Raw genomic sequence first — 21,838 nt, forward strand, 5'->3', positions numbered from 1 at the left:
CGCAGACAACGACGAAAGCCGCACCTCTGCGCTGCACGGGCGGAGAAGCGAACAAGGAGGCACAGTGAGCGTCACCGCTGCCAAGGGCTTCACCGCCTCCGGCATCGCAGCAGGCATCAAAGAGAGCGGCAACCCGGACCTCGCCCTCGTGGTCAACAACGGGCCCCGTCTGGCCGCCGCGGGCGTCTTCACCTCCAACCGTGTGAAGGCCGCGCCGGTGCTGTGGTCCGAGCAGGTCCTCAAGGGCGGCCTCGTCTCCGCCGTGATCCTCAACTCCGGTGGCGCCAACGCCTGTACGGGACCCAAGGGCTTCCAGGACACGCACGCCACCGCCGAGAAGGTCGCCGAAGTACTCGGTCACAACGCCGGTGAAGTCGCCGTCGCGTCGACCGGGCTCATCGGCCTGCTGCTCCCGATGGACAAGCTCCTCAAGGGAGTTGAGACCGCCGCCGCGTCCCTGAACGAGCACGGCGGTGAGAAGGCCGCCATCGCCATCAAGACCACCGACACCGTTCACAAGACCTCGGTTGCCGAGGGGAACGGCTGGACCGTCGGCGGGATGGCCAAGGGCGCCGGGATGCTCGCTCCCGGCCTCGCCACCATGCTCGTCGTCCTCACGACGGATGCCGACGTGGAGAGCGACGTACTGGACAAGGCGCTGCGCGCGGCCACCAAGGTCACCTTCGACCGCGTCGACTCCGACGGCTGCATGTCCACCAACGACACCGTGCTGCTGCTCGCCTCCGGGGCCTCTCAAGTCACCCCGGAGTACGGGGAGTTCGCCGAGGCCGTACGGAAGGTGTGCGACGACCTCGGGCAGCAGCTCATCCGGGACGCCGAGGGTGCCGGCAAGGACATCAAGGTCGAGGTGATCAACGCGGCGAGCGAGGACGACGCCGTCGAGGTGGGCCGCTCCATCGCCCGCAACAACCTGCTCAAGTGCGCGATCCACGGCGAGGACCCCAACTGGGGCCGCGTGCTCTCGGCGATCGGTACCACCCGAGCGGCCTTCGAGCCGGACCAGTTGAACGTCGCCATCAACGGCGTATGGGTCTGCAAGCACGGCGGTGTCGGCGAGGACCGTGACAAGGTCGACATGCGCTACCGCGAGGTGCACATCGTCGCCGACCTCGCGGCCGGCACCGAGACGGCCACCATCTGGACCAACGATCTCACCGCCGACTACGTCCACGAGAACAGCGCGTATTCGTCATGAGTACTACTCGCAAGCACACCGCCCTGCCCAAGGCGCAGATCCTCATCGAGGCGCTGCCCTGGCTGGTGCGGCACAACGGCAAGACCGTCGTCATCAAGTTCGGCGGGAACGCCATGATCGACGAAGACCTGAAGGCCGCGTTCGCGCAGGACGTCGTGTTCCTGCACCACGCCGGCCTCAAGCCCGTCGTCGTGCACGGCGGCGGGCCGCAGATCAGCGAGGCCCTGGACCAGCACGGCATCGTCAGCGAGTTCAAGGCGGGCCTCAGGGTCACCACCGAGGACGCCATGGACGTCGTACGCATGGTCCTGGCCGGACACGTGCAGCGCGAGCTGGTCGGGCTGCTCAACCAGCACGGGCCGCTCGCCATCGGCATGACCGGCGAGGACGCGCACACCATCACGGCCACCAAGCACCAGCCCGAGATCGACGGGGAGTTGGTCGACATCGGGCGGGTCGGCGAGATCACCGCAATCGACACAGGCGCGATCGAGGCACTGCTCGAGGACGGCAGGATCCCGGTCATCTCCTCGATCGCCCGTTCCCAGGACGACGGACATGTCTACAACGTCAATGCTGATACGGCGGCTGCGGCACTCGCTGCGGCACTTGGCGCCGAAACACTCATGGTCCTCACGGACGTCGAGGGCCTCTACGAGGACTGGCCGAACTCCGACGAGGTGATCAGCCGCCTCACCGCGAAGCAACTGGAGAAGCTGCTGCCCGAGCTGGCCAGCGGCATGGTCCCGAAGATGGAGGGCTGTCTGCACGCCGTGCGCAATGGCGTGCACACCGCCCGCGTGATCGACGGGCGCGTCCAGCACTCGATCCTGCTGGAGATCTTCACCGACGAGGGCATCGGCACGATGGTCGTGCCGGACGAGGACGACAAGAAAAAGGGGGACGCGGCGTGAGGGGCAATGAGGAGCTGACTACGCGCTGGCAGGGCGCGCTCATGGACAACTACGGCACTCCACGGCTGCCCCTCGTCCGCGGTGAGGGCACCAGGCTCTGGGACGCCGACGGCAAGGAGTACCTCGACTTCGTCGGCGGGATCGCGGTGAACGCGCTCGGCCACGCACATCCCGCGATCGTCGAGGCCGTCAGCAAGCAGATCGCCTCCCTCGGCCATGTCTCCAACCTCTTCGTGGCCGAACCGCCCGTCGCGCTCGCCGAACGGCTGCTCCAGCTCTTCGGGCGTGACGGCCGCGTGTACTTCTGTAATTCCGGTGCGGAGGCCAACGAGGGCGCCTTCAAGATCGGGCGACTGACCGGGCGTTCACACATGGTCGCCACGCAGGGCGGCTTCCACGGCCGGACCATGGGCGCGCTCGCCCTCACCGGTCAGCCGGGCAAGCAGGAGCCGTTCCTGCCGCTGCCGGGCGACGTCACGCATGTCCCGTACGGCGACGCGAAGGCGCTGGCCGCCGCGGTCACCGAGGACACGGCGCTGGTGATCGTCGAGCCGGTCCAGGGCGAGAACGGAGTGGTCGTACCGCCCCCCGGCTACCTCAAGGCGGTTCGGGCCATCACCGCGGCCACCGGCACGCTCCTCGTCCTCGACGAGGTGCAGACGGGCGTCGGACGGACCGGGCACTGGTTCGAGTACCAGGCCCACGAGGGCGTCCTGCCCGACATCGTCACGCTGGCGAAGGGACTCGGCGGCGGGCTGCCCCTCGGCGCGACCGTAGCCTTCGGCCGCGCCGCCCAGCTGCTGAAGCCCGGTCACCACGGCACCACCTTCGGCGGGAACCCGGTCGCGTGCGCCGCCGGTCTCGCCGTCCTCGACACCATCGGGGCCGAGGGGTTGCTGGAGAACGTGAAGCGGACGAGCGAGAAGCTACGGGCCGGGGTGGAGGCACTGGGCCACCCAATGATCGACTATGTCCGTGGCTCGGGCCTGCTCCTGGGTATCGTGCTCACCGAGCCGCTCGCGCCTCAGGCGCAGCAGGCGGCTCAGGACGCCGGCCTTCTGGTGAACGCGCCCGCCCCCGATGTCGTACGGCTGATGCCGCCGCTGAACATCGGCGATGACGAGGTGGACGTCTTTCTCCGGGCACTGCCCGGCGTCCTCGACGCAGCGGCTGACGCGGCCGCGGCAGCCAACGGGGATGGACGAGCCGGAGAATGAGACGACGATGAGTCAGGCGCAGGATCACGAGCATGCCGGGCCTGCCGTACCGCAGACCCGCACCGCACGCCACCGCCGGATCGTGGACATCCTCAACCGGCAACCGGTGCGCTCCCAGAGCCAGTTGGCAAAGCTCCTCGCCGACGACGGGCTGACCGTCACGCAGGCGACGCTCTCCCGGGACCTGGACGAGCTGAACGCGGTGAAAATCCGCAACACCGACGGCGACCTCATCTACGCGGTCCCGAGCGAGGGCGGCTTCCGCACCCCGCGCGCACCGCTGGGCGGGTCCGCGAAGGAGGAGCGGATGCGGCGCCTGTCCGCGGAGCTGCTGATCTCCGCGGAGGCCTCCGCCAACCTCGTGGTCCTGCGCACGCCGCCCGGCGCCGCGCAGTTCCTCGCCTCTGCCATCGACCAGGCCGAACTGCACGACATCCTCGGCACGATCGCGGGTGACGACACGCTGCTGCTGATCAGCCGTGACCCGACTGGTGGGCAGGCGCTGGCTGATCATTTGCTGCGTCTGGCCCAGAACCACCACTGAGAACCACTGACGCGTACGGTGAGCACGCGCTCGCTCGTACGGGGCTGAAGCCTCACCCCAGGCGTGCGCCCAGTCCGCCGGTGCAGCGGACCTCGTCGCCCGCCGTGATGAGCAGCGCCTCGACGTCCGGGAGGGACTCCAGCCAGCTGAGGGCCTGCCGGGAACCCATCGCGAAGGCCGCCGTCGCCCAGGCGTCCGCCCAGGTCAGCCGGGGGCTCACCACGGTCACGGCCACCAGGTCGGTGACCGCGGACCGGCCGGTGCCGGGGTCCATGATGTGGACGCCGCGCTCGGCGGAACCCGAGGTGGCGACGGCCAGTTCGGCGGCGCCCGCCGCGGAGACGACCGCCGCGAGGGAGCCGGGGCGCAGCGGGTCCGAGACGCCGACCCGCCAGGGCCGCTCGGGCCCCGGCGTGCCGAGCAACTGGACGTCGCCACCGCCGTTCACGCTGACGCCGCTCGCCCCGGCAGCCATCACATGCCGGGCCGCGCGCTCGACCGACCAGCCCTTCACCAGACCGGTCGGGTCGACGACACCGCCGTACTTCGTGCTGAACCAGCCGTCGCTCAACCGCTCGGCCTCGGCGCACAGTTCGAGGACTTCGGCGACCTCCGGGTCGCACTCCTCGACGGTCAGCTCCTCCCGGCCGAGCCGCGAGATCTGGCTGTCCTCTTTGTAGGTGCTGAACACCGCGTCCACCACGTGGAGTTGGGCGATCGCCTCCTCCAGCGCGGTCTGCACGGCCGTTGCTTCGCCCCCGCGCACGTCGAACGAGACGACCGTGCCCATCACCTCCTCCGCGTGACGCACCGCGGGGGGCGCCTGCGCGGGATCCGCCACCTCAGCCACCGACCTGGTCCAGGGCGTTCTGGAGGGACTTCTTGTAGCCGGCGCTGGTGTAGGAGGCGCCGGAGACGGCGTCGATGTCGGCGCTGCTCGCGGCGACGGCGGCCTGGTTGAGCTTGGGGATCGAGTTGGCGCTGACCTGGTCGCTGCGTCCGCCCTTCGGCTTCTGCACCGCCTCGGCCTTGGTGATCTTTCCGCCGTTGTAGGTGATACGGACCTGGACGGGGCCGTACTGGGTGTCGGCCACGCTTCCGGTCACGATGCGCGCGTCGGCTGCCACGTCGGTGGACCCGCCGCCCCCGCTGCCATCGCCGGAGCCTGCGGACCCGCTACCGCCACTGCCGGAACCGGCCTGGCCGGAGCCGGCAGCGGAGCCGCCACCGGACTGAGGAGCCTTGTCGAGAGCCGATTGAAGCGACTTCTTGTAGCCGGCGCTGGTGTAGGTGGCTCCGGAGACGGCGTCGATGTCGGCGGTGCCCGCGGTGACGGCGGCCTGGTTGAGCTTGGGGATCGAGTTGCCGCTGATCTGGTCGCTGCGTCCGCCGGTCGGCTTCTGCACCGCCTCGGACTTGGTGATCTTGCCGCCGCTCATGGTGACGCGGACCTGGACGGGACCGTACTCGGTCGTGGCCACGTCTCCGGTGACCGTCTGAGCCTGGGCCGAGCCGGAGGACGAGCCGCCGCCGCCACCCGACTGGGCGGCCTTGTCTATTGCCGACTGGAGGGACTTCTTGTAGCCGGCGCTGGTGTAGGTGGCTCCGGAGACGGCATCGATGTCGGCGCTGCCCGCGGTGACCGCCGCCTGGTTGAGCTTGGGGATCGCGTCGGCGCTGATCTGGTCGCTGCGTCCGCCCTTCGGCTGCTGGACCGCCTCGGACTTGGTGATCTTGCCGCCGCTCATGGTGACGCGGACCTGGACGGGGCCGTACTCCGTCGTGGCCGCGGTTCCGGTGACGGTGCCGTCCTGGACGGCCGACTGCTGCGCGCCGCCCTGTGGCGCCGCGCCGCCCTGCGCGGATGCGGACGATGACGGGTCCGACGCCGGCTTCAGCGAGAGGACCAGGACGATCCCGGACACGGTGGCGGCGGTGGCGAGCATGGCACGCCGAATGGGGTGACTCTTCTTCATCGCTCCTGACTCCCGTCGCTCACATCTCGAACGACTCGTGATGGATGCGGCGGGCCGGTACGCCCGCGCCGCGGAGTGCTTCGTAGACCTGCTGTGCGAAGCCGGGCGGCCCGCACAAGAAAACGTCGTGGCGGTCGACGTCCGGCAGCTTTCTGCGCAGGGTCTCCGCCGAGATGTCGGGGCGCTCCCCGTCCGGGCTGTTGACCGCGTACATGAGCCGGGCGCCGCGCTCGTCGGCGATGGCGGCGAGCTCGTCCCACAGGGCCAGGTCCTGGGTGCTGTTGGCCCGGTACAGCAGCGTCAGATCGCCGGGCGAGCCGGGCAGCGTCTCGAACAGTGCCCGCATCGGGGTGATCCCGACACCGCCCGCGATCAGCAGCACCTTGCCGCTTCGGCGCCGGGAGGCGGTCATCGCGCCGTACGGGCCCTCGGCCCATACGCGGGTACCGGGCTCCAGTTCGCGCAGCCGGGAGCTGTGGTCGCCGATCGCCTTCACCGTGATGCGCAGCATGTTGGGGCGGGGCGCCGCCGACAGGGAGTACGGGTGCGAGCTGAGCCGCATGCCCGGGGACAGGAACCGCCACCGGAAGAACTGCCCGGCCTCGGCACCGATGCGGTGCAGCCGCCGTCCCGAGATCAGCACCGAGACGACCCCGGGTGCCTCCTCGACGACATCGGCGACGCGCATACGGTGCCGCATGTTCAGCCGGATCGGCACGAGCACCCGGTACCAGAGCGCGAGCGCGGTCACGGTCCCGTACAGCGCGTACCAGGCCGTGGTCGCGGCGGGCTGGACGGCGAAGTCGTTGCCCGTGGACAGCTGGTGCCAGAAGGACAGGTACACGGCCGCGTAGGTGAGCAGATGGACGTGGTACCAGGTGTCGTACGGGATCCTGCGCCGGATGCCGCCGATGGAGATCAGGCCGATGAACAGCAGCAGGCTCGTGCCGATCGCGGCCTTGCCCATGTCCGGCAGCGTGTTCACCGAGTCGATGGTCTGCTGGACGATCCCGGAGAAACCGAGCCCGGCCTGCAGCGCGTAGCCGTACATGGTCAGGATGAGATGCGCGAGGACCAGGCAGAGCGTGTAACGCCCGCTCATCGCGTGCCAGCGGGCGACTCGGTCCGAGCCGACGCGGCGCTCCAGCGCGGGCACCCGGGCCATCTGCAACACCACGAGGGCCATCAGATAGCCGGCCAGCAGACCGGTGATCCGGCCGGCGTTGAGTATCCGGTCCGTGTTGTTGGCGATGGCAGGAGTGTTGCTCCACCACAGCCAGACCACCCCCACCGCACCCGCCCAGACAGCGAGCAGCAGCGGGACTGCGGGATTGCGGCGAGGGCGGATACGGCGCAACGTCTGGCGCCGCGCAGCGCGACCGCCGGCGATCGTACTCACGGTTCCTCCGTGGGACTGGCGAGAGGGGGAGTGGCCCTTGGCCCAGAGGTACGTCCCGGGACGGCAGCTTGTTCAATGGACCAGGGAACAAGGGGTGAACTGCTGCGACGCGCGGTAACCCGGTGGCGGCACGGAGGGCCTGCGCAAAGGGCCTGGCCGACCTCAGTAGCGGACGATCGAGGTCGGACCGCTCGCCGTCCCGATTGCGATGTGCGGCCTGCGCGCCGGATCCGCCCAGTCCAGGATCCGCTGCATGGCGTCCCGCGGTACGGACACACAACCGGCCGTCGCCCCACGCCCGTTGACATGAAGGAAGATCCCGGCGCCGCGCCCGCGCACGGGCCGCTCGTAGTTGAAGCCGATGACGAGCGCGTACGCGTACCGCGTTCCGTACGAGATCAGGTGCTCGGACTCGGCGGCTCGACAATCGGCGGCACGGGGCTCGGTCCACCGGTTGTATGCGCGGGAGTCGTTGTCCTGGCACCACCACGAATTCTGGTGAACGCGGCGGTACGGGACTTTGGTCCCACCGGGCGCGGCCTTGATCCCGAACGCGTACGGAAGGTCGTAGAGCCCGGTGGGTGTCGTGTTCGTCCCCTGTCGGCGCGAGCCGCCCTCGACCAGCCCCTTGGCGCCGAAGCGCGCGGCTGAGGAACCGGCCTTCACCCAGCGCCCGTCGCGCCGGTTCCACCACGTGAGGGTCCCGGTCGTCGAAGACGGGCGCGAGGCCTGCGCGGTGATGAGCTGGGTGCCGCCGCCGGTGTCCGCCATCCGCTCGGGAAGGGCAGGCGGGCCACTCGGGGCCAGGGTGAGGAGGGACGCGGACACGAGGAAGACGGCGGCACCGAGACGCATGAATCGGACGCTACGGGGAGGCAGCGGCAGGGGCAGCCCGGGTAGGCCTTACAGGCGCCGTCCGTTGGTGTACTCGCCGGTGTTCCCGTGGGTTCCGGGCGGCCGGCCACGGCGCCCGGAACCCACGGTGTCCCCGGGGTCCGCGCTCACAGACCCGGCGGGGGACCCAGCGGGTTGAGAAGTTCGGCCTTGCCCTCGAACGCGTAGAGCAGCAGATCGCTCATCCGGAAGGTGCTCTGGTCCACAGCGAGGGTGGGACGCCACTCGGGATCACGGACGATGGAGTGCTTGCTGCCCTCCATGGCCCGGTGGAAGACCTCGGCGACGATACGGCCGCCGACCCCGGTGAGCCGGCCGCCGCCCTTCACTTCGGCCTCCCTGAGGATGTAGAACCACAGGGGAGTCTTGGTCCTGACCAACTCCAGGTCCTCTGGGCTCAGTTCCGCCAGCGACGCACCGTCGCCGCTGCCCCGCTCGATCTCGTCCTCGGTGAGCCGCTCGTCCTCGTCGAGCTTGAAGAACTCCGCCATCTCCTGGCCGGTCGCGAGCTTGAGCATGTTGGCCCGGGTGAGGTTCCGGAAGGCGAGATTCCGCTCGATCTCCGGGACCGTGGCCCCCCGGGCGCCGAACGACCCGAGCGGGAGTTGCTTGAGCACGTCGACCAGCAGGGTGTCGATCCGCTTCGCCAGGTTGAACTGGTCCGCGGTCCTCATGAGCTCCTTGCGGCCGGTCTCGCTGAAGTCGAAGAGCCGGGGGAGATCGGCGACCCAGTTGGTCGGCAGACGCTCCGCGGTGCCCGCGTCCGGGTTGTCGTCGTCGGGCGGGAAGGGCTGGAAGTTCCCGCTGGTCGCGGAGAAGACGAAGATCAGCCGCAGCGTCGCGGGAGCGATGACGCCGGGGCCTTGTCCGCTGTTGAACACCCGGTTCCACTCGTACTCGGCGCGGACCATGCTGTGGCCCAGGCGGAAGGCCGCCACCGAGAACTCGATGGGCATGGTGGGCGCGTCGCCGGGCTGAAGGGTTCGGTACGCATCGTCGTCGACAGCGCCGTCGTCGTACCTGATTTCGGGCGCCACATCGAAGTACCTGCGACCGTGGGTGAAGACGTCGTCCACGATCTGGTCGTCGACGATCTGGATCAGGTAGTCCGTGCGCAGCATCCACTGGTAGTGCTTGACGACCAGTTCGCGCGCGGTGTCGAAGAGCACCGCGCTGTCCGTCCCCTTTGCGGCCAGGTCGCTGACGACCTTGTTGTGGAAGCGGATGAAGGCGCAGTGGATCTGGGCGACGGCGAGGTTCTCGTCGTTGCGGGGATCGGGGATCAGCGCTGCCCGCCGCTCCCCGATCGACGAGCCGATGCCGATCCTTGGCAGGTCGAACCCGTCCAGTTCCTGTTGCGGGACATCGTTGACGCCGTCCGGGGCTCCTCCCACCGGCTGGGTCCTGCCGGTGCGCAGCCGGATTCCGTCGGGCCCGTAGAACTTCCGGTCCTGCGGCTTCTGCGGCCCCCGCCCGTACAGGCTGTCGAGGTCCAGGGCGGGAGAACGGCCCTGGATGAGTTCCTCTACGGTGACGTCCTGCTCCAGGTCCCGGATGGTGGCGTCGAGCGTCAGATCGTGGTCGACGAACTGCCCCAGGTAGGTGAATCCCGCCGGAATGGCGGGGCGGGAGGAGTCCGGCGACTCTCCGGCAGGGCCGGCGGGGTCGGGCGTCATCGCCTTGGCCAGCGCCTCGCGCACTGTCCTGCTCGTCACCGTGGTCCCGGGCACGGGGCTCAGGCGGGAGAAGCGGAACTTGCGCAGCGAGGCGATGGTCGACGGCGTCGACGGTTCGACCGGGGCGTCGCTGCTCGTGCCCGGATCGTTGAAGATGCCCTCGCCGAGGACGTAGTAGGAGTTGCGGACATGGCGTTTGTTCTGAGGTTCGCGTGCGGGTCGGAACATGGATCCCCCATCTGTTCCTGATGTCGTGCTGTCCCTGTGTTCCTTGTGGGCTCAAGCCCCGGGTCCGGACACTTGGCGACTTCTCCGGACGTCCCCTGACAGCGCCTTGGGCGCGCTGGCGCCGAGCGTAGGCGCTGCGAACGGTGGAGGGGAGAATTCCGTCAAATGGCCCAACAGCCTTGTGTGGCAAGAAGGTCCGCAAACCACGCGCATTCGTGCATGGCGGAACGGAATGTCACAAGGTTCTCAAGGTGTACGAGCTCAGGCTGGGGTGGGAGGCAGTGGCAGGGGTAGCCCGGGCAGGCCGTCCAGGCTCGTCGCTATGTGCTCCTTCTTCCCGAAGTACTCGCTCAGTGAGGTGTCGTCCTCGCGTGCGAAGCGCTTGGCGTGCAGCTCGCGGTCTTCGTCGTACGTCATGAAGGGCACCGCGTAGCCGCAGGTGTCGCGGATGAGTTCGGCGGTCACGACGATGATCGCGCGCAGGCCGTGCGGGGTCGGGTCGATGTCCGGGAAGTGGGCGAGCAGTTCCTTGAAGCGCGGATCGTCACGGAAGACGGGCTCGCCGCGGCCGTGTACGCGGACGATGTTCGGCGGGCCCTGGAAGGCGCACCACATGAGGGTGATCCGGCCGTTCTCCCGCAGGTGGGCGATCGTCTCGGCGTTGCTGCCGGCGAAGTCCAGGTAGGCGATGGTGAGTTCGTCGAGGACCGCGAACGAGCCCTTGAGGCCCTTGGGGGAGAGGTTGACCGTGCCGTCCCCGGACAGGGGCGCGGTCGCGGTGAAGAAGAGGGGCTGCGCCTCGATGAACGTACGCAGCCGGCCGTCTATGCGCTCGTAGGTCTTTCCCATGCCTAACAATTATTGGGGCAACTCCTTTGGCTGTCTAAGGAATTGCGCCCTCTGGGAACTGCACACAGGTCAGGCGAAGGCTCCGTGGCCGCCCCGGCCCAGCGCTCGGGGCGGCCACGGAGGGCTTACTCGGTGGCGTCAGTTACTGGTTGAGCTCGCAGGCCGCGAGGGCTTCGAGGCCCTCGGGCTTCTCGGCTGCGCGGCCGATCGCCGTTTCGATGCGGTTCAGTGCGGCTACGCGCTTGTCCTCGAGCGGGCCGAGGATGGCGTTCTGGACGAAGTTGGGGCCGCCCTGGCCGACGGTGTCCACGAGGCGCTGGTTGGCCTCGGAGATCTGGGTGTCGAGCTGGGTGAGGTTGCTGTCCACCTCGGCCTGTGCGGAAGCGGGGATCTCGGCGGGGAGGCTCGGCTCGACATCGGGGCAGCTGATCGCGCCCGCGGCGCCGGCGTTGCCCGCGTCCTCGGCTCCGGCCCCGTTCTCGTCGTTCTCCGCGTTTCCGGCGTCCCCGGCTCCGCCCGCGTTCTCGCCGGCCGCGCCGGTCGCCGCCTCGGTCGGCTCCTCCTCGGCCTCGCCGCCCGCTTCAGCCGCGCCACCCGCGTTGAGCTCGCAGGCCGCGAGGGCTTCGAGGCCCTCGGGCTTCTCGGCTGCGCGGCCGATCGCGGTCTCGATGCGGTTCAGTGCGGCTACGCGCTTGTCTTCCAGCGGGCCGAGGATGGCGTTCTGGACGAAGTTGGGGCCGCCCTGGCCGACGGTGTCCACGAGGCGCTGGTTGGCCTCGGAGATCTGGGTGTCGAGCTGGGCGAGGTTGCTGTCCACCTCGGCCTGCGCGGAGGCCGGGATCTCGGGGAGACTGCCTTCCACGGCCGGACAGTTCACCGTGCCGGGCGACGCGTTCGTGGCGGCCTGGCCGCCGTTGTTCGACGTCTCTCCGGCCAATGCCGATCCGGCAATCACGGCACCGGACAACACCACCGCGGCGGCGCCGCCGATCATCGCCACGCGGCGCTTGTGGTACTTCGGGAGAGCCCTGGACATGCGGAAGCCTCGCTCTGGTCGGGGGTTGGGCCGCCCGTGGTCGATCGGACGGCGTACTCCAGCTGTCGTTTACAAACGCGGCGCCTGCGTTCAGCGGGAGATACGGGAAACCGATTTCCCTCGTTCAAACGAAACCTGAGATTTGTTCGCGACCTTCTCCGCCAGACCCCGCGATTGACGAATCATGCGGACTCCTGCATACTCATGCATGTCAGCGAATGCACTGTGAGGAGAAACCCGTGACCGAGCGCGTCGTACTCGCCTACTCGGGCGGCCTGGACACCTCCGTCGCCATCGGCTGGATCGCCGAGGAGACGGGCGCCGAGGTCATCGCCGTTGCCGTGGACGTCGGCCAGGGCGGCGAGGACCTGGACGTCATCCGCAAGCGCGCGCTCTCCTGCGGTGCCGTAGAGGCCGAGGTCGCGGACGCCAGGGATGAGTTCGCCGAGGGGTACTGCCTCCCGGCGATCAAGGCCAACGCCCTCTACATGGACCGCTACCCGCTGGTCTCCGCCCTCTCCCGGCCGACGATCGTCAAGCACCTCGTAGCCGCCGCCCAGAAGCACGGCGCCACCACGGTCGCCCACGGCTGCACCGGCAAGGGCAACGACCAGGTCCGCTTCGAGGCCGGCATCGTCGCCCTCGCCCCCGACCTCAAGTGCATCGCCCCGGTCCGCGACTACGCGATGACCCGGGACAAGGCGATCGCCTTCTGCGAGGAGAAGGGCCTGCCGATCGCCACCACCAAGAAGTCGCCGTACTCCATCGACCAGAACGTCTTCGGGCGCGCCGTCGAGACCGGCTTCCTGGAGGACATCTGGAACGCCCCGATCGAGGACGTCTACGAGTACACGCAGAACCCCGCGCTGCCGCGTGAGCCCGACGAGGTCGTCATCACCTTCAAGGCGGGCGTCCCGGTCGCCATCGACGGCAAGCCCGTCACCGTCCTGCAGGCCATCCAGCAGCTCAACGAGCGTGCCGGCGCCCAGGGCATCGGCCGGATCGACATGGTCGAGGACCGCCTCGTGGGCATCAAGTCCCGTGAGGTGTACGAGGCTCCCGGCGCCATCGCGCTGATCACGGCCCACCAGGAGCTGGAGAACGTCACCGTCGAGCGCGAACTCGCCCGCTACAAGCGGCAGGTCGAGCAGCGCTGGGGCGAGCTGGTCTACGACGGCCTGTGGTTCTCCCCGCTCAAGCGCGCCCTGGACGGCTTCATCAACGAGGCCAACCAGCATGTCTCCGGCGACATCCGGATGACCCTGCACGGCGGTCGCGCCGTCGTCACCGGCCGCCGCTCCGAGTCGTCGCTGTACGACTTCAACCTCGCGACGTACGACACGGGTGACTCCTTCGACCAGTCGGCGGCGAAGGGCTTCATCGACATCTACAGCCTGTCGTCGAAGATCGCGGCGAAGCGGGACCTGGCGTAAGCCTCGCTCGTACCGACCTGACAGCCGCCTCCTCACCTGCAAGGGTGGGGAGGCGGTCGCACATTCACCATTCTCCGAGGAGTAGAGCAAGTGAGCAGCAACAGCGGTGACGTACGGCTCTGGGGCGGCCGTTTCGCCGACGGTCCCGCCGAGGCCCTGGCGAAGCTGTCCGCGTCCGTCCACTTCGACTGGCGGCTCGCGCCCTACGACATCGCCGGTTCGCGGGCCCACGCGCGCGTGCTGCACAAGGCGGGGCTGCTCACCGACGACGAGCTGACGCGGATGCTCGCGGGACTCGACCAGCTCGAAGCCGATGTCGCGAGCGGCTCGTTCGTCGGCACCATCGCCGACGAGGACGTCCACACGGCCCTGGAGCGGGGCCTGTTGGAGCGGCTGGGCCCGGACCTCGGCGGCAAGCTGCGCGCGGGCCGGTCGCGCAACGACCAGGTCGCCACGCTCTTCCGGATGTACCTGCGCGACCACGCCCGCATCATCGGCGGCCTCATCGCCGTCCTCCAGGACGCCCTGATCGGCCTGGCCGAGGCCCACCCGGACGTCGCCATGCCGGGCCGTACGCACCTTCAGCACGCCCAGCCGGTGCTGTTCGCCCATCACGTACTGGCCCACGCGCAGGCCCTCTCCCGGGATGCCGAGCGCCTGCGCCAGTGGGACGACCGGACGGCGGTGTCACCGTACGGCTCGGGGGCCCTGGCCGGCAGCAGCCTCGGCCTGGACCCGGAGGCGGTCGCGAAGGACCTGGGCTTCGAGCACGGCAGCTCGGGCAACTCCATCGACGGCACGGCTTCCCGTGACTTCGCCGCCGAGTTCGCCTTCATCACCGCGATGATCGGCGTCAACCTCTCCCGGATCGCCGAGGAAATCATCCTCTGGAACACGAAGGAGTTCTCCTTCGTCACCCTTCACGACGCCTTCTCCACCGGCTCGTCGATCATGCCGCAGAAGAAGAACCCGGACATCGCGGAGCTGGCGCGCGGCAAGTCGGGCCGCCTCATCGGCAACCTGACCGGCCTGATGGCCACGCTGAAGGCCCTCCCGCTCGCGTACAACCGCGACCTCCAGGAGGACAAGGAGCCGGTCTTCGACTCCTGCGACCAACTGGAGGTTCTGCTCCCCGCGTTCACCGGCATGATGGCGACCCTGACCGTCAACCGCGAACGCATGGAGGAACTGGCTCCCGCCGGTTTCTCACTCGCCACGGACATCGCCGAGTGGCTGGTCAAGCAGGGCGTCCCGTTCCGCGTAGCGCACGAGGTGGCGGGCGAGTGCGTAAAGGTGGCCGAGTCCGAGAACAAGGAACTGGACCAGCTGACCGACGACCAGTTCGCAAAGATCTCCGCACACCTGACCCCCGAGGTCCGCTCGGTACTGAACGTCCCCGGCGCCCTGGCCTCCCGCAACGCCCGAGGTGGCACGGCCCCCAGCGCGGTGGCCGTGCAGCTGGCAGAGGTGAAGGCCGACGTGGCAGCGCAGCACGAGTGGGCAACGGCGAAGGAGAAGCGGTAGGCGAGCGCCGGGGAGCGCCCCTTTCCAGGGGCGCAGCCCCTCTGGGTGACGGGGGAGGGTAGGGGCGGCGGGGGCGAGAAACACCTGTGGGGAACCCGCCGCGAGTTACGTTGGTCGAGCACCCCGTACCGGAGCCGACCGAACGGAGCCCGCGATGCCCTTCGCACGTCTCGCGACCGCCACGACGCCCACCTGCCACATCGGCCTTGGCCTGGCCGCCGTGGGCCGCCCGGGCTACATCAACCTGGGCCGCGATCGTGACCTGCCGGAGGCACGTAGCGTCGACGCCCTACGAGACCGCACCCACGAACTCCTGGACGCCGCCTACGCCCAAGGCGTCCGCTACTTCGACGCAGCCCGCTCGTACGGCCGCTCCGAGGAATTCCTGGCCGACTGGCTGCGCACCCGCCCCGACATCGACGACGTAGTCATCGGCAGCAAGTGGGGCTACACCTACACCGCCGACTGGCGCACGGACGCCGAGGAACACGAGGTCAAGGACCACAGCGTCACCACGTACGAGCGCCAGCGCGCCGAGACCGCCGACCTGCTCGGCGACCGCCTCGACCTCTACCAGATCCACTCCGTGACCCCGGACAGCCCGGCCCTCACCGACAAGGAACTCCACGCCAAGCTGGCGGAAGCCGCCGCCCAGGGGCTCACGATCGGCTTCTCCACCAGCGGACCGGCCCAGGCCGACGCCATCCGGGCCGCGCTCGCCGTGACCGTCGACGGCGAGCCCCTCTTCCGTACCGTCCAGGCCACCTACAACGCCCTGGAAACGTCCGCCGCGCCCGCACTCGCCGAGGCCCACGACGCCGGGCTCACCGTGATCGTCAAGGAGGCCATGGGCAACGGCCGCCTCGCCGGTCCGCAAGCCCCCGAAGCGGTACGCGCCGTCGCCGAGGCGGCGGAACTCGGCGCCGACGCGATCGCCCTCGCCCTGATCCTCCGGCAGCCCTGGGCCGGCATCGTCCTCTCGGGTGCAGCCACCGTCAACCAGCTCGTCTCGAACCTGCACGCCGCCGTCGTCGACCTCGACGACGAACAAGTGGCCCGACTGGCCGCACTCGCCGAGGAGCCGGGCGCGTACTGGGAGCGACGCGGGCAGCTGCCCTGGCACTGAACATCCGCTCGTGGCACTGAGCACCCACTCCTGCCACTGAGCACCCACTGATCGACGGAGTGCATCACCAGGTACGCATGGATGAGTCACGTACGCCTTGAATGAGACATCAATGTCTCACATGAGTTATCGTCGTCTCATGGCTGTCGATCGTGCACATGTACTCCGCAGCGCCGCCGCGCTGCTCACCCGTAAGTCCACCGCCACGATGGACGAGGTCGCCAAGGCGGCCGGGATCAGCCGGGCCACGCTGCACCGCCAGTTCGCCGGACGGGACGCGCTCGTCCGGGCCCTCGAAGCCCTCGGCATCGAGGAGTGCGAGGCCGCGCTGGACGCGGCGCGGATCGCTGACGGGCCCGCGAGCGAGGCCGTACGCCGGCTGGTGCGCGAGATCGAGCCCGTCGCTGGACTGCTCTCCTTCCTCTACACGGAGAACCAGCTCTTCGAGGGCGAGCAGCAGAACGAGGGTTGGGAGCGGCTCGACGCCCAGATCGCCGCCCTTTTCCGGCGTGGCCAGGAGAGCGGCGAGTTCCGTATCGACCTCACCCCGGCCTGGCTCACCGAGGCGCTGTTCGGACTGATCGCGTCCGGCGCCTGGGTCGTCCTGAGCGGCAAGGTCGCCGCCAAGGACTTTCACCACATGATCGTCGAGCTGTTGCTCGGCGGCGCACTCCGGAGGGAATCATGACCAGCACGCAGCAGTGGACGGCGGCGACGGCGGTGGAGAAGCGCCCCGGGCGCTGGCTCGCGCTGGCCGTGCTCGTCCTCGCCGTGCTGCTGGTGGCCGTCGACGCGACCGTGCTGGGGCTCGCCACCCCGTACATCAGCGAGGACCTGAAGCCGTCCGGCACGCAGCTGCTGTGGATCGGTGACGTCTACTCGTTCGTGATCGCCGGCCTGCTTGTCTCGATGGGCAGCCTCGGTGACCGTATCGGCCGTAAGAAGCTGCTGCTCATCGGCTCGGTCGCGTTCGGTCTGATCTCCGTGCTCAACGCCTATGCGAGCACTGCGGAGTTGATGATCGTGGCGCGGGCGCTGCTCGGCGTCGCGGGCGCGACCCTGATGCCCGCCACGCTCGCGATCATCCGCCACCTCTTTCACGATCCGCGTGAACGCAGCCTAGCCATCGGCATCTGGGGTGCGACCTCCTCCGCGGGAGTGGCGATCGGCCCGATCGGCGGCGGATTCCTGCTGGAGCACTTCTGGTGGGGCTCCGTCTTCCTCATCAACCTCCCCGTGATGGCGGTCCTCGTTCTCGTCGGCATGAAGTTGCTGCCCGAGTCCCGCAATCCCGAGCCCGGCCCGTGGGACCTCAGCAGCGTCTTCCTGTCCCTCGTCGGCATGGTCGGCATCGTGTACGGGGTCAAGGAGGCCGCCGCGCACGGGGTGAGCGGGCAAGCGGCTGCGGCGGGTCTGCTCGGCGGCGTCGCGCTCTTCGGCTTCGTGCGCCGTCAACTCGCCCTGGATTCACCGCTGCTGGACATGCGGCTGTTCCGCCACCGTGGCTTCTCGGCTGCCGTGCTCGCCGATCTGCTGACCATTCTCGGTCTGTCCGGGCTGGTCTTCTTCCTCTCGCAGTATCTGCAACTCGTCCAGGGGATGCGGCCGTTGATGGCGGGTCTCGCCGAACTGCCCGCCGCGGTGGGCGCGGTGGCGGCCGGTTTGATCGCAGGCACGGTGGCGCGCCGGTACTCGGTGCGTTCCGTCGTCGCGTGCGGGCTCGCCGCGATCGGCCTCGCGCTGGCCACGCTCACACTGCTGCGCGAGTCCACCGGCTACCCGCTGCTCGGCTGCGCGCTGCTGTTCGTGGGCGTCGGCGCGGGATTCTCGTTCACCGTGACCGCCGACGTGATCCTCTCCAGCGTGCCCAAGGAGCAGGCGGGCGCCGCGTCCGCGGTCTCCGAGACGGCGTACGAACTCGGCGCCGCCCTCGGTATCGCGCTCCTCGGCTCCATCGTCACCGGCGTGTACGCCGGCTTCACAGCTCCGGCCGGTACGCCCCCGGAGGTGGCCGCCGCGGCACACGAGTCCCTGGGCGGTGCGGTGGAGGCGACGGCGGGCCTGCCGAACGCGGAGGCGCTGCTGGATGCCGCCCGCGCGGCCTTCGTCGACGGGCTCGCGTTCGCGGCGGGCGCCGGCGCGGTGGTGCTGCTCGGCGCGGCGGTGGCGGCGTGGTTCCTGCTGCGGGGGCAGCGGCTGGAGGGCGGGGCGGAGCACCCGTAGGCGCCGTGCCGGTGCACAGCTCGAATCACCTGGTCAGGGATTCCTTTAAGCTCGCTTTCGCCTTCACCTGATGGTCTTGGTCGCGTACCCGATGTCGTCCCACACGGCTGAAGGAGCCACCGACCATGACACGTCGTACCCGTAAGACAGTTTTCGTCGCCGCCACCATGCTGGCCGCCGCGGGTCTGGCCGGAGGCGGCGTCGCCATCGCCGCCGACGGTGACGAACCGCCGCGCGACAAGGTCGAGTTCGTCGTCGAGGAAGGCACGTCCAAGAGCGGAACCAGCCTCTACGACCGGGAGGACTGCCCCGAGAAGGACGGGACCGGCGGCAGCAGCCCGTCCGAGTCCACGGGCGATCCCGCCGAAGCGCTGTGACCGCCGCACTCCCGTCCCCTGGAGGCCACGAGGGCCGCGAGAGCCTTGACGGCCGTGAGAGCTTCGACGGCCGGGAAGGCAAGCTTCTCGAGGAGGCGCTCTTCGAGGTCAAGCGGGTGATCGTCGGCCAGGACCGCATGGTGGAGCGGATGTTCACCGCGGTCCTGGCCCGTGGGCACTGCCTGCTGCAGGGCGTGCCGGGTGTCGCCAAGACGCTCGCCGCGAAGACCCTGGCCGAGGTCGCGGGCGGAAAGTTCGCGAGGCTCCAGTTCACCCCGGACCTCGTACCGTCCGACATCTCCGGCACCCGGATCTACCGGCAGTCCAGTGAGAGCTTCACCGTCGAACCCGGCCCCGTCGTCGCGAACTTCGTCCTCGCCGACGAGATCAACCGCGCCCCCGCCAAGGTGCAGTCCGCGCTCCTCGAAGTGATGGGCGAGCACCAGGTCTCCATCGGCGGCACCACCATCCCCGTCCCCGAGCCGTTCCTCGTACTCGCCACCCAGAACCCCATCGAGTCCGAGGGCGTCTACCAACTCCCCGAAGCCCAGCGCGACCGCTTCCTGCTCAAGGTGGAGATCGCCGCCCCGAGCGAGTCCGAAGAGCTCGCCATCCTCTACCGGATGAGCGTCGACCCGCCGCGGGCGCGCCCCGTCCTCACCCCGGAGCGGCTCATCGCGCTCCAGCGCACCGCCGACGAGGTGTTCGTGCACCACGCGATCGCCGAGTACGCGGTACGGCTGATCGTCTCGACCCGTGAACTCGCGGGCCGCGACGGCCGGCTGGCGCACGGTGCGGGACCTCGCGCCACCCTCGGCCTGGTCGCCGCCGCCCGCGCGCTCGCCCTGCTGCGCGGCCGGGGCTACGTCCTTCCCGAGGACGTACACGATCTGGCCCACGAGGTCATCGCGCACCGGCTCGTGCTGTCCTTCGACGCGCTCGCCGACGGCGTCACCGGAGCCGAGATCGTCGACGAGGTGCTGGCCGCGGTGGAGCAGCCACGGGTCAGTCCACGCCACGACCTCGGGCCCGACCCGGAGGGGAACGCGGCATGAGCGGCAGCACTCCGAGCCTGCGCGAACTCACCCCCGAACAAGCCCTGAAGCACCTGGAGTTGCTCTTCACCCGCCGCCCCGACGGCCTCCTCCAGGGCGATCACACAGGGCTGGTGCCCGGTCCCGGCAGCGAGGTGTCCGAGACCCGTCCGTACGTCATCGGGGACGACGTACGCCGGATGGACTGGAGCGCCACCGCGCGCACCACCGTCCCGCACGTCCGGCTCACCCTCGCCGACCGTGAACTGACCACCTGGATCGTGCTCGACGCCTCCGCGAGCATGGACTTCGGCACCGCGCACATGGAGAAACGGGATCTGGCCGTCGGCGCCGCCGCGGCCGTCGCCTTCCTCACCGAGCGGGCCGGGAACCGGATCGGCGCCCAGATCACCGGACCCGACGGTATCCGGCGGATCCCGCCGCGCACCGGCCGCGCCCACCTCCTCAGAGTCCTGCGCGCCGCCCTGGACCGTCCCCGCGTGGCACCCGGCCCGGCCGCCGCCGGTCAGAGCCTCGCCGACGCCCTGTACGCGCTGCGCACCCTGCCCGGCCGCGGCCTAGTCGCCGTCGTCTCCGACTTCCTGGAGACCGGCTGGGAGCAGCCGCTGCGCATCATCGCCCACCGCCACCAGCTGCTCGCGGTCGAGACGGTCGACCCCCGCGAACTGGAGCTGCCCGACGTCGGGTTGCTCACCGTCGTCGACCCCGAGACCGGCCGCAAGCGTGAAATACCCACCAACGCACGGCGGTTGCGCGAGCGGTACGCCGCGGCGGCGCTGGAACAGCGGGCGTTGATCAAGGCCTCCATACGCCGGGCGGGCGCGGCTCATCTGCGGCTGCGCACGGATCGCGACTGGGTGCGTGATGTCGTACGCCATGTCGCGGCCCAGCGGCGCAGGGCCGGAGGCGGTGCCGCGTGAACGCCCGGCCCGCGCAGGTGAGGGACACATCACCGCCGTCCGCATCCGTCCTCCGGGAGCTGCCATGAGTCTGCGTTCCCCCGGCTGGCTGCTGCTCCTGGTGCCGCTGCTCGGGCTGATCGCCGTTTATCTGGTGGTGCAGCGCCGACGCGGCCGGTACGCCGTCCGGTTCACCAACCTCGATCTGCTGGACAAGGTCGCGCCCAAGCAGCCCGGCTGGCGCCGGCATGTCCCCGCGGCCGCCTTCTGCGCCATGCTCTGCCTGCTGATCGTCGGCTTCTCCCGGCCCACCACCGACGTTCAGGTACCGCGCGAACGGGCCACGATCGTCGTCGCCTTCGACGTCTCGGCCTCCATGGAGGCCACCGATGTCGAGCCGACCCGCTTCGAGGCGGCCCAGCAGGCGGCCCTCGCCTTCGTCGACCGGCTGCCCGAACGCTTCAACGCGGGGCTTGTCCCCTTCAGCGGCACCGCGAACGTGGCGGTGCCGCCGACCACCGACCGGGCCGCACTGCGCACCGCCATCGAGCGGCTCACCACCGGCGAGGGTACGGCGATCGGCGAGGCCGTCGTGGCCTCGCGCGATGCCGTGCGCATGCTCGACCGGGAGGCCGAGCGGCGCCCGCCGCCCGCGCACATCGTGCTCCTCTCGGACGGCTCCAACACCACGGGCCGCTCCATCGAAGAGGCGGCCCGAGAGGCGGCCGGCGACCGGATTCCGGTCTCGACGATCGCGTACGGCACGGAAGGGGGCACCATCGAGCTGCCCTCGGGCGACAGCATCCCCGTCCCTGTGGACGGCCCCGCTCTGGAGAACCTCGCTTCCAGCACGGGCGGCGACTTCCACGAAGCCGCGACAGGAGAAGAACTCCAGGCGGTGTACGAGGACATCGGCAGCTCCGTGGGGCACCGCACGGAGGAACGCGAGGTCTGGCAGTGGTTTGTGGCTGCCGGGCTGCTTGCGGCACTTGCCGCCGCAGCGACGTCTCTGCTCTGGTTCTCGAGGTTGCCGTGACGCTCGGCCGGGTTCGGGCGGTTCGACGCTGCGGGTCCGTTGTGGCTGGTCGCTCCCCCCACTCTCGGCTTCGCTCGAGCGGGGGGACCCCCATCGCGGCGGAGCCGCATATGTCACAGCCCCGCGCCCCTTTATGCGGCGCGGGTCACGCCCGCGCGGCAGGGGCGCATGTGTCGCCGCCCCGCGCCTCGAAAGGGGCTCGGTACCGCACCGGAC

Annotated in this window: 20 protein-coding genes; 13 read left to right on the plus strand and 7 right to left on the minus strand. The window is 69.8% G+C overall.

Annotation, left to right across the window (positions count from 1 at the left end; genetic code table 11):
* The first annotated feature begins 64 nt into the window (after positions 1 to 64).
* From argJ to ACGFNK_RS31435, 4 genes are read left to right on the plus strand one after another with little or no spacing between them, the layout of a single operon-like run.
* On the plus strand, positions 65 to 1,216 hold the full coding sequence (gene argJ / locus ACGFNK_RS31420; protein WP_393421309.1) for a bifunctional glutamate N-acetyltransferase/amino-acid acetyltransferase ArgJ: 1,152 nt from the start codon (positions 65 to 67) through the stop codon (positions 1,214 to 1,216).
* Positions 1,213 to 2,130: an acetylglutamate kinase gene (argB, locus tag ACGFNK_RS31425; protein ID WP_393421310.1), complete on the plus strand. Its 918-nt coding sequence runs from the start codon at positions 1,213 to 1,215 to the stop codon at positions 2,128 to 2,130. Before argJ ends, argB begins: the two co-directional genes overlap by 4 nt.
* Positions 2,127 to 3,347 (plus strand): acetylornithine transaminase, encoded by a 1,221-nt coding sequence (locus ACGFNK_RS31430; RefSeq protein WP_393421312.1) that lies wholly within the window; start codon positions 2,127 to 2,129, stop codon positions 3,345 to 3,347. The genes argB and ACGFNK_RS31430 overlap by 4 nt, the downstream gene beginning before the upstream one ends.
* A 7-nt stretch (positions 3,348 to 3,354) precedes the next feature.
* Entirely contained in the window at positions 3,355 to 3,891 is a 537-nt protein-coding gene (locus tag ACGFNK_RS31435; RefSeq protein WP_344393583.1) for an arginine repressor, read from the plus strand.
* Between the two features lie 52 nt (positions 3,892 to 3,943).
* On the opposite strand, the gene ACGFNK_RS31440 is transcribed toward ACGFNK_RS31435, so the two are convergent.
* From ACGFNK_RS31440 to ACGFNK_RS31470, 7 genes are all read right to left on the minus strand, one after another.
* Complete coding sequence (locus ACGFNK_RS31440) at positions 3,944 to 4,681, minus strand: FAD:protein FMN transferase (protein ID WP_393421608.1); 738 nt, start codon at positions 4,679 to 4,681, stop codon at positions 3,944 to 3,946.
* Positions 4,682 to 4,733: 52 nt separating this feature from the next.
* Entirely contained in the window at positions 4,734 to 5,867 is a 1,134-nt protein-coding gene (locus ACGFNK_RS31445) for an FMN-binding protein (RefSeq protein WP_393421314.1), read from the minus strand.
* A gap of 19 nt (positions 5,868 to 5,886) precedes the next feature.
* On the minus strand, positions 5,887 to 7,266 hold the full coding sequence (locus tag ACGFNK_RS31450; protein ID WP_386344677.1) for a ferric reductase-like transmembrane domain-containing protein: 1,380 nt from the start codon (positions 7,264 to 7,266) through the stop codon (positions 5,887 to 5,889).
* Between the two features lie 162 nt (positions 7,267 to 7,428).
* Entirely contained in the window at positions 7,429 to 8,121 is a 693-nt protein-coding gene (locus tag ACGFNK_RS31455; protein ID WP_393421316.1) for a L,D-transpeptidase, read from the minus strand.
* A 146-nt stretch (positions 8,122 to 8,267) separates the two neighbouring features.
* The gene (locus ACGFNK_RS31460; RefSeq protein WP_393421318.1) at positions 8,268 to 10,064 is read right to left on the minus strand and encodes a heme peroxidase family protein; all 1,797 of its coding nucleotides are present in this window, start codon (positions 10,062 to 10,064) and stop codon (positions 8,268 to 8,270) included.
* Positions 10,065 to 10,325: 261 nt separating this feature from the next.
* Complete coding sequence (locus ACGFNK_RS31465) at positions 10,326 to 10,913, minus strand: pyridoxamine 5'-phosphate oxidase family protein (RefSeq protein WP_393421320.1); 588 nt, start codon at positions 10,911 to 10,913, stop codon at positions 10,326 to 10,328.
* A 142-nt stretch (positions 10,914 to 11,055) separates the two neighbouring features.
* A complete protein-coding gene (locus ACGFNK_RS31470; RefSeq protein WP_393421322.1) occupies positions 11,056 to 11,949 on the minus strand; it encodes a hypothetical protein in 894 nt (297 codons plus the stop codon).
* Positions 11,950 to 12,188: 239 nt separating this feature from the next.
* Between ACGFNK_RS31470 and ACGFNK_RS31475 the strand changes: the two genes are divergently transcribed.
* The 9 genes from ACGFNK_RS31475 (at position 12,189) to ACGFNK_RS31515 (ending at position 21,622) form a co-directional block, all read left to right on the plus strand.
* Positions 12,189 to 13,382: an argininosuccinate synthase gene (locus ACGFNK_RS31475; RefSeq protein ID WP_393421324.1), complete on the plus strand. Its 1,194-nt coding sequence runs from the start codon at positions 12,189 to 12,191 to the stop codon at positions 13,380 to 13,382.
* A gap of 90 nt (positions 13,383 to 13,472) precedes the next feature.
* Positions 13,473 to 14,906, plus strand: a complete 1,434-nt coding sequence (gene argH, locus ACGFNK_RS31480; RefSeq protein WP_393421326.1) for an argininosuccinate lyase — start codon at positions 13,473 to 13,475, stop codon at positions 14,904 to 14,906.
* 154 nt (positions 14,907 to 15,060) lie between these two features.
* Entirely contained in the window at positions 15,061 to 16,032 is a 972-nt protein-coding gene (locus tag ACGFNK_RS31485) for an aldo/keto reductase (protein WP_393421328.1), read from the plus strand.
* A 139-nt stretch (positions 16,033 to 16,171) separates the two neighbouring features.
* The gene (locus tag ACGFNK_RS31490) at positions 16,172 to 16,720 is read left to right on the plus strand and encodes a TetR/AcrR family transcriptional regulator (RefSeq protein WP_393421330.1); all 549 of its coding nucleotides are present in this window, start codon (positions 16,172 to 16,174) and stop codon (positions 16,718 to 16,720) included.
* On the plus strand, positions 16,717 to 18,255 hold the full coding sequence (locus ACGFNK_RS31495; RefSeq protein ID WP_393421332.1) for an MFS transporter: 1,539 nt from the start codon (positions 16,717 to 16,719) through the stop codon (positions 18,253 to 18,255). The genes ACGFNK_RS31490 and ACGFNK_RS31495 overlap by 4 nt, the downstream gene beginning before the upstream one ends.
* 125 nt (positions 18,256 to 18,380) lie before the next feature.
* Positions 18,381 to 18,632 (plus strand): hypothetical protein, encoded by a 252-nt coding sequence (locus ACGFNK_RS31500; protein WP_386344660.1) that lies wholly within the window; start codon positions 18,381 to 18,383, stop codon positions 18,630 to 18,632.
* Positions 18,629 to 19,687 (plus strand): AAA family ATPase, encoded by a 1,059-nt coding sequence (locus tag ACGFNK_RS31505; protein ID WP_393421334.1) that lies wholly within the window; start codon positions 18,629 to 18,631, stop codon positions 19,685 to 19,687. The genes ACGFNK_RS31500 and ACGFNK_RS31505 overlap by 4 nt, the downstream gene beginning before the upstream one ends.
* Positions 19,684 to 20,607: a DUF58 domain-containing protein gene (locus ACGFNK_RS31510; RefSeq protein WP_393421336.1), complete on the plus strand. Its 924-nt coding sequence runs from the start codon at positions 19,684 to 19,686 to the stop codon at positions 20,605 to 20,607. Before ACGFNK_RS31505 ends, ACGFNK_RS31510 begins: the two co-directional genes overlap by 4 nt.
* Before the next feature lie 64 nt (positions 20,608 to 20,671).
* A complete protein-coding gene (locus tag ACGFNK_RS31515) occupies positions 20,672 to 21,622 on the plus strand; it encodes a VWA domain-containing protein (protein WP_393421338.1) in 951 nt (316 codons plus the stop codon).
* The last annotated feature ends 216 nt before the right edge of the window (positions 21,623 to 21,838 follow it).

The sequence above is a fragment of the Streptomyces sp. NPDC048825 genome (assembly GCF_043198355.1).
Taxonomy (GTDB): Bacteria; Actinomycetota; Actinomycetes; order Streptomycetales; family Streptomycetaceae; genus Streptomyces; species Streptomyces xiangluensis.

Coding starts and splice junctions, on each gene's coding strand:
- argB (WP_393421310.1), top strand. CDS start 1,213: ATGAGTACTACTCGCAAGCACACCGCCCTGCCCAAGGCGCAGATCCTC.
- ACGFNK_RS31435 (WP_344393583.1), top strand. CDS start 3,355: ATGAGTCAGGCGCAGGATCACGAGCATGCCGGGCCTGCCGTACCGCAG.
- ACGFNK_RS31440 (WP_393421608.1), bottom strand. CDS start 4,681: ATGGGCACGGTCGTCTCGTTCGACGTGCGCGGGGGCGAAGCAACGGCC.
- ACGFNK_RS31445 (WP_393421314.1), bottom strand. CDS start 5,867: ATGAAGAAGAGTCACCCCATTCGGCGTGCCATGCTCGCCACCGCCGCC.
- ACGFNK_RS31455 (WP_393421316.1), bottom strand. CDS start 8,121: ATGCGTCTCGGTGCCGCCGTCTTCCTCGTGTCCGCGTCCCTCCTCACC.
- ACGFNK_RS31460 (WP_393421318.1), bottom strand. CDS start 10,064: ATGTTCCGACCCGCACGCGAACCTCAGAACAAACGCCATGTCCGCAAC.
- ACGFNK_RS31465 (WP_393421320.1), bottom strand. CDS start 10,913: ATGGGAAAGACCTACGAGCGCATAGACGGCCGGCTGCGTACGTTCATC.
- ACGFNK_RS31470 (WP_393421322.1), bottom strand. CDS start 11,949: ATGTCCAGGGCTCTCCCGAAGTACCACAAGCGCCGCGTGGCGATGATC.
- ACGFNK_RS31485 (WP_393421328.1), top strand. CDS start 15,061: ATGCCCTTCGCACGTCTCGCGACCGCCACGACGCCCACCTGCCACATC.
- ACGFNK_RS31490 (WP_393421330.1), top strand. CDS start 16,172: ATGGCTGTCGATCGTGCACATGTACTCCGCAGCGCCGCCGCGCTGCTC.
- ACGFNK_RS31495 (WP_393421332.1), top strand. CDS start 16,717: ATGACCAGCACGCAGCAGTGGACGGCGGCGACGGCGGTGGAGAAGCGC.
- ACGFNK_RS31500 (WP_386344660.1), top strand. CDS start 18,381: ATGACACGTCGTACCCGTAAGACAGTTTTCGTCGCCGCCACCATGCTG.
- ACGFNK_RS31510 (WP_393421336.1), top strand. CDS start 19,684: ATGAGCGGCAGCACTCCGAGCCTGCGCGAACTCACCCCCGAACAAGCC.
- ACGFNK_RS31515 (WP_393421338.1), top strand. CDS start 20,672: ATGAGTCTGCGTTCCCCCGGCTGGCTGCTGCTCCTGGTGCCGCTGCTC.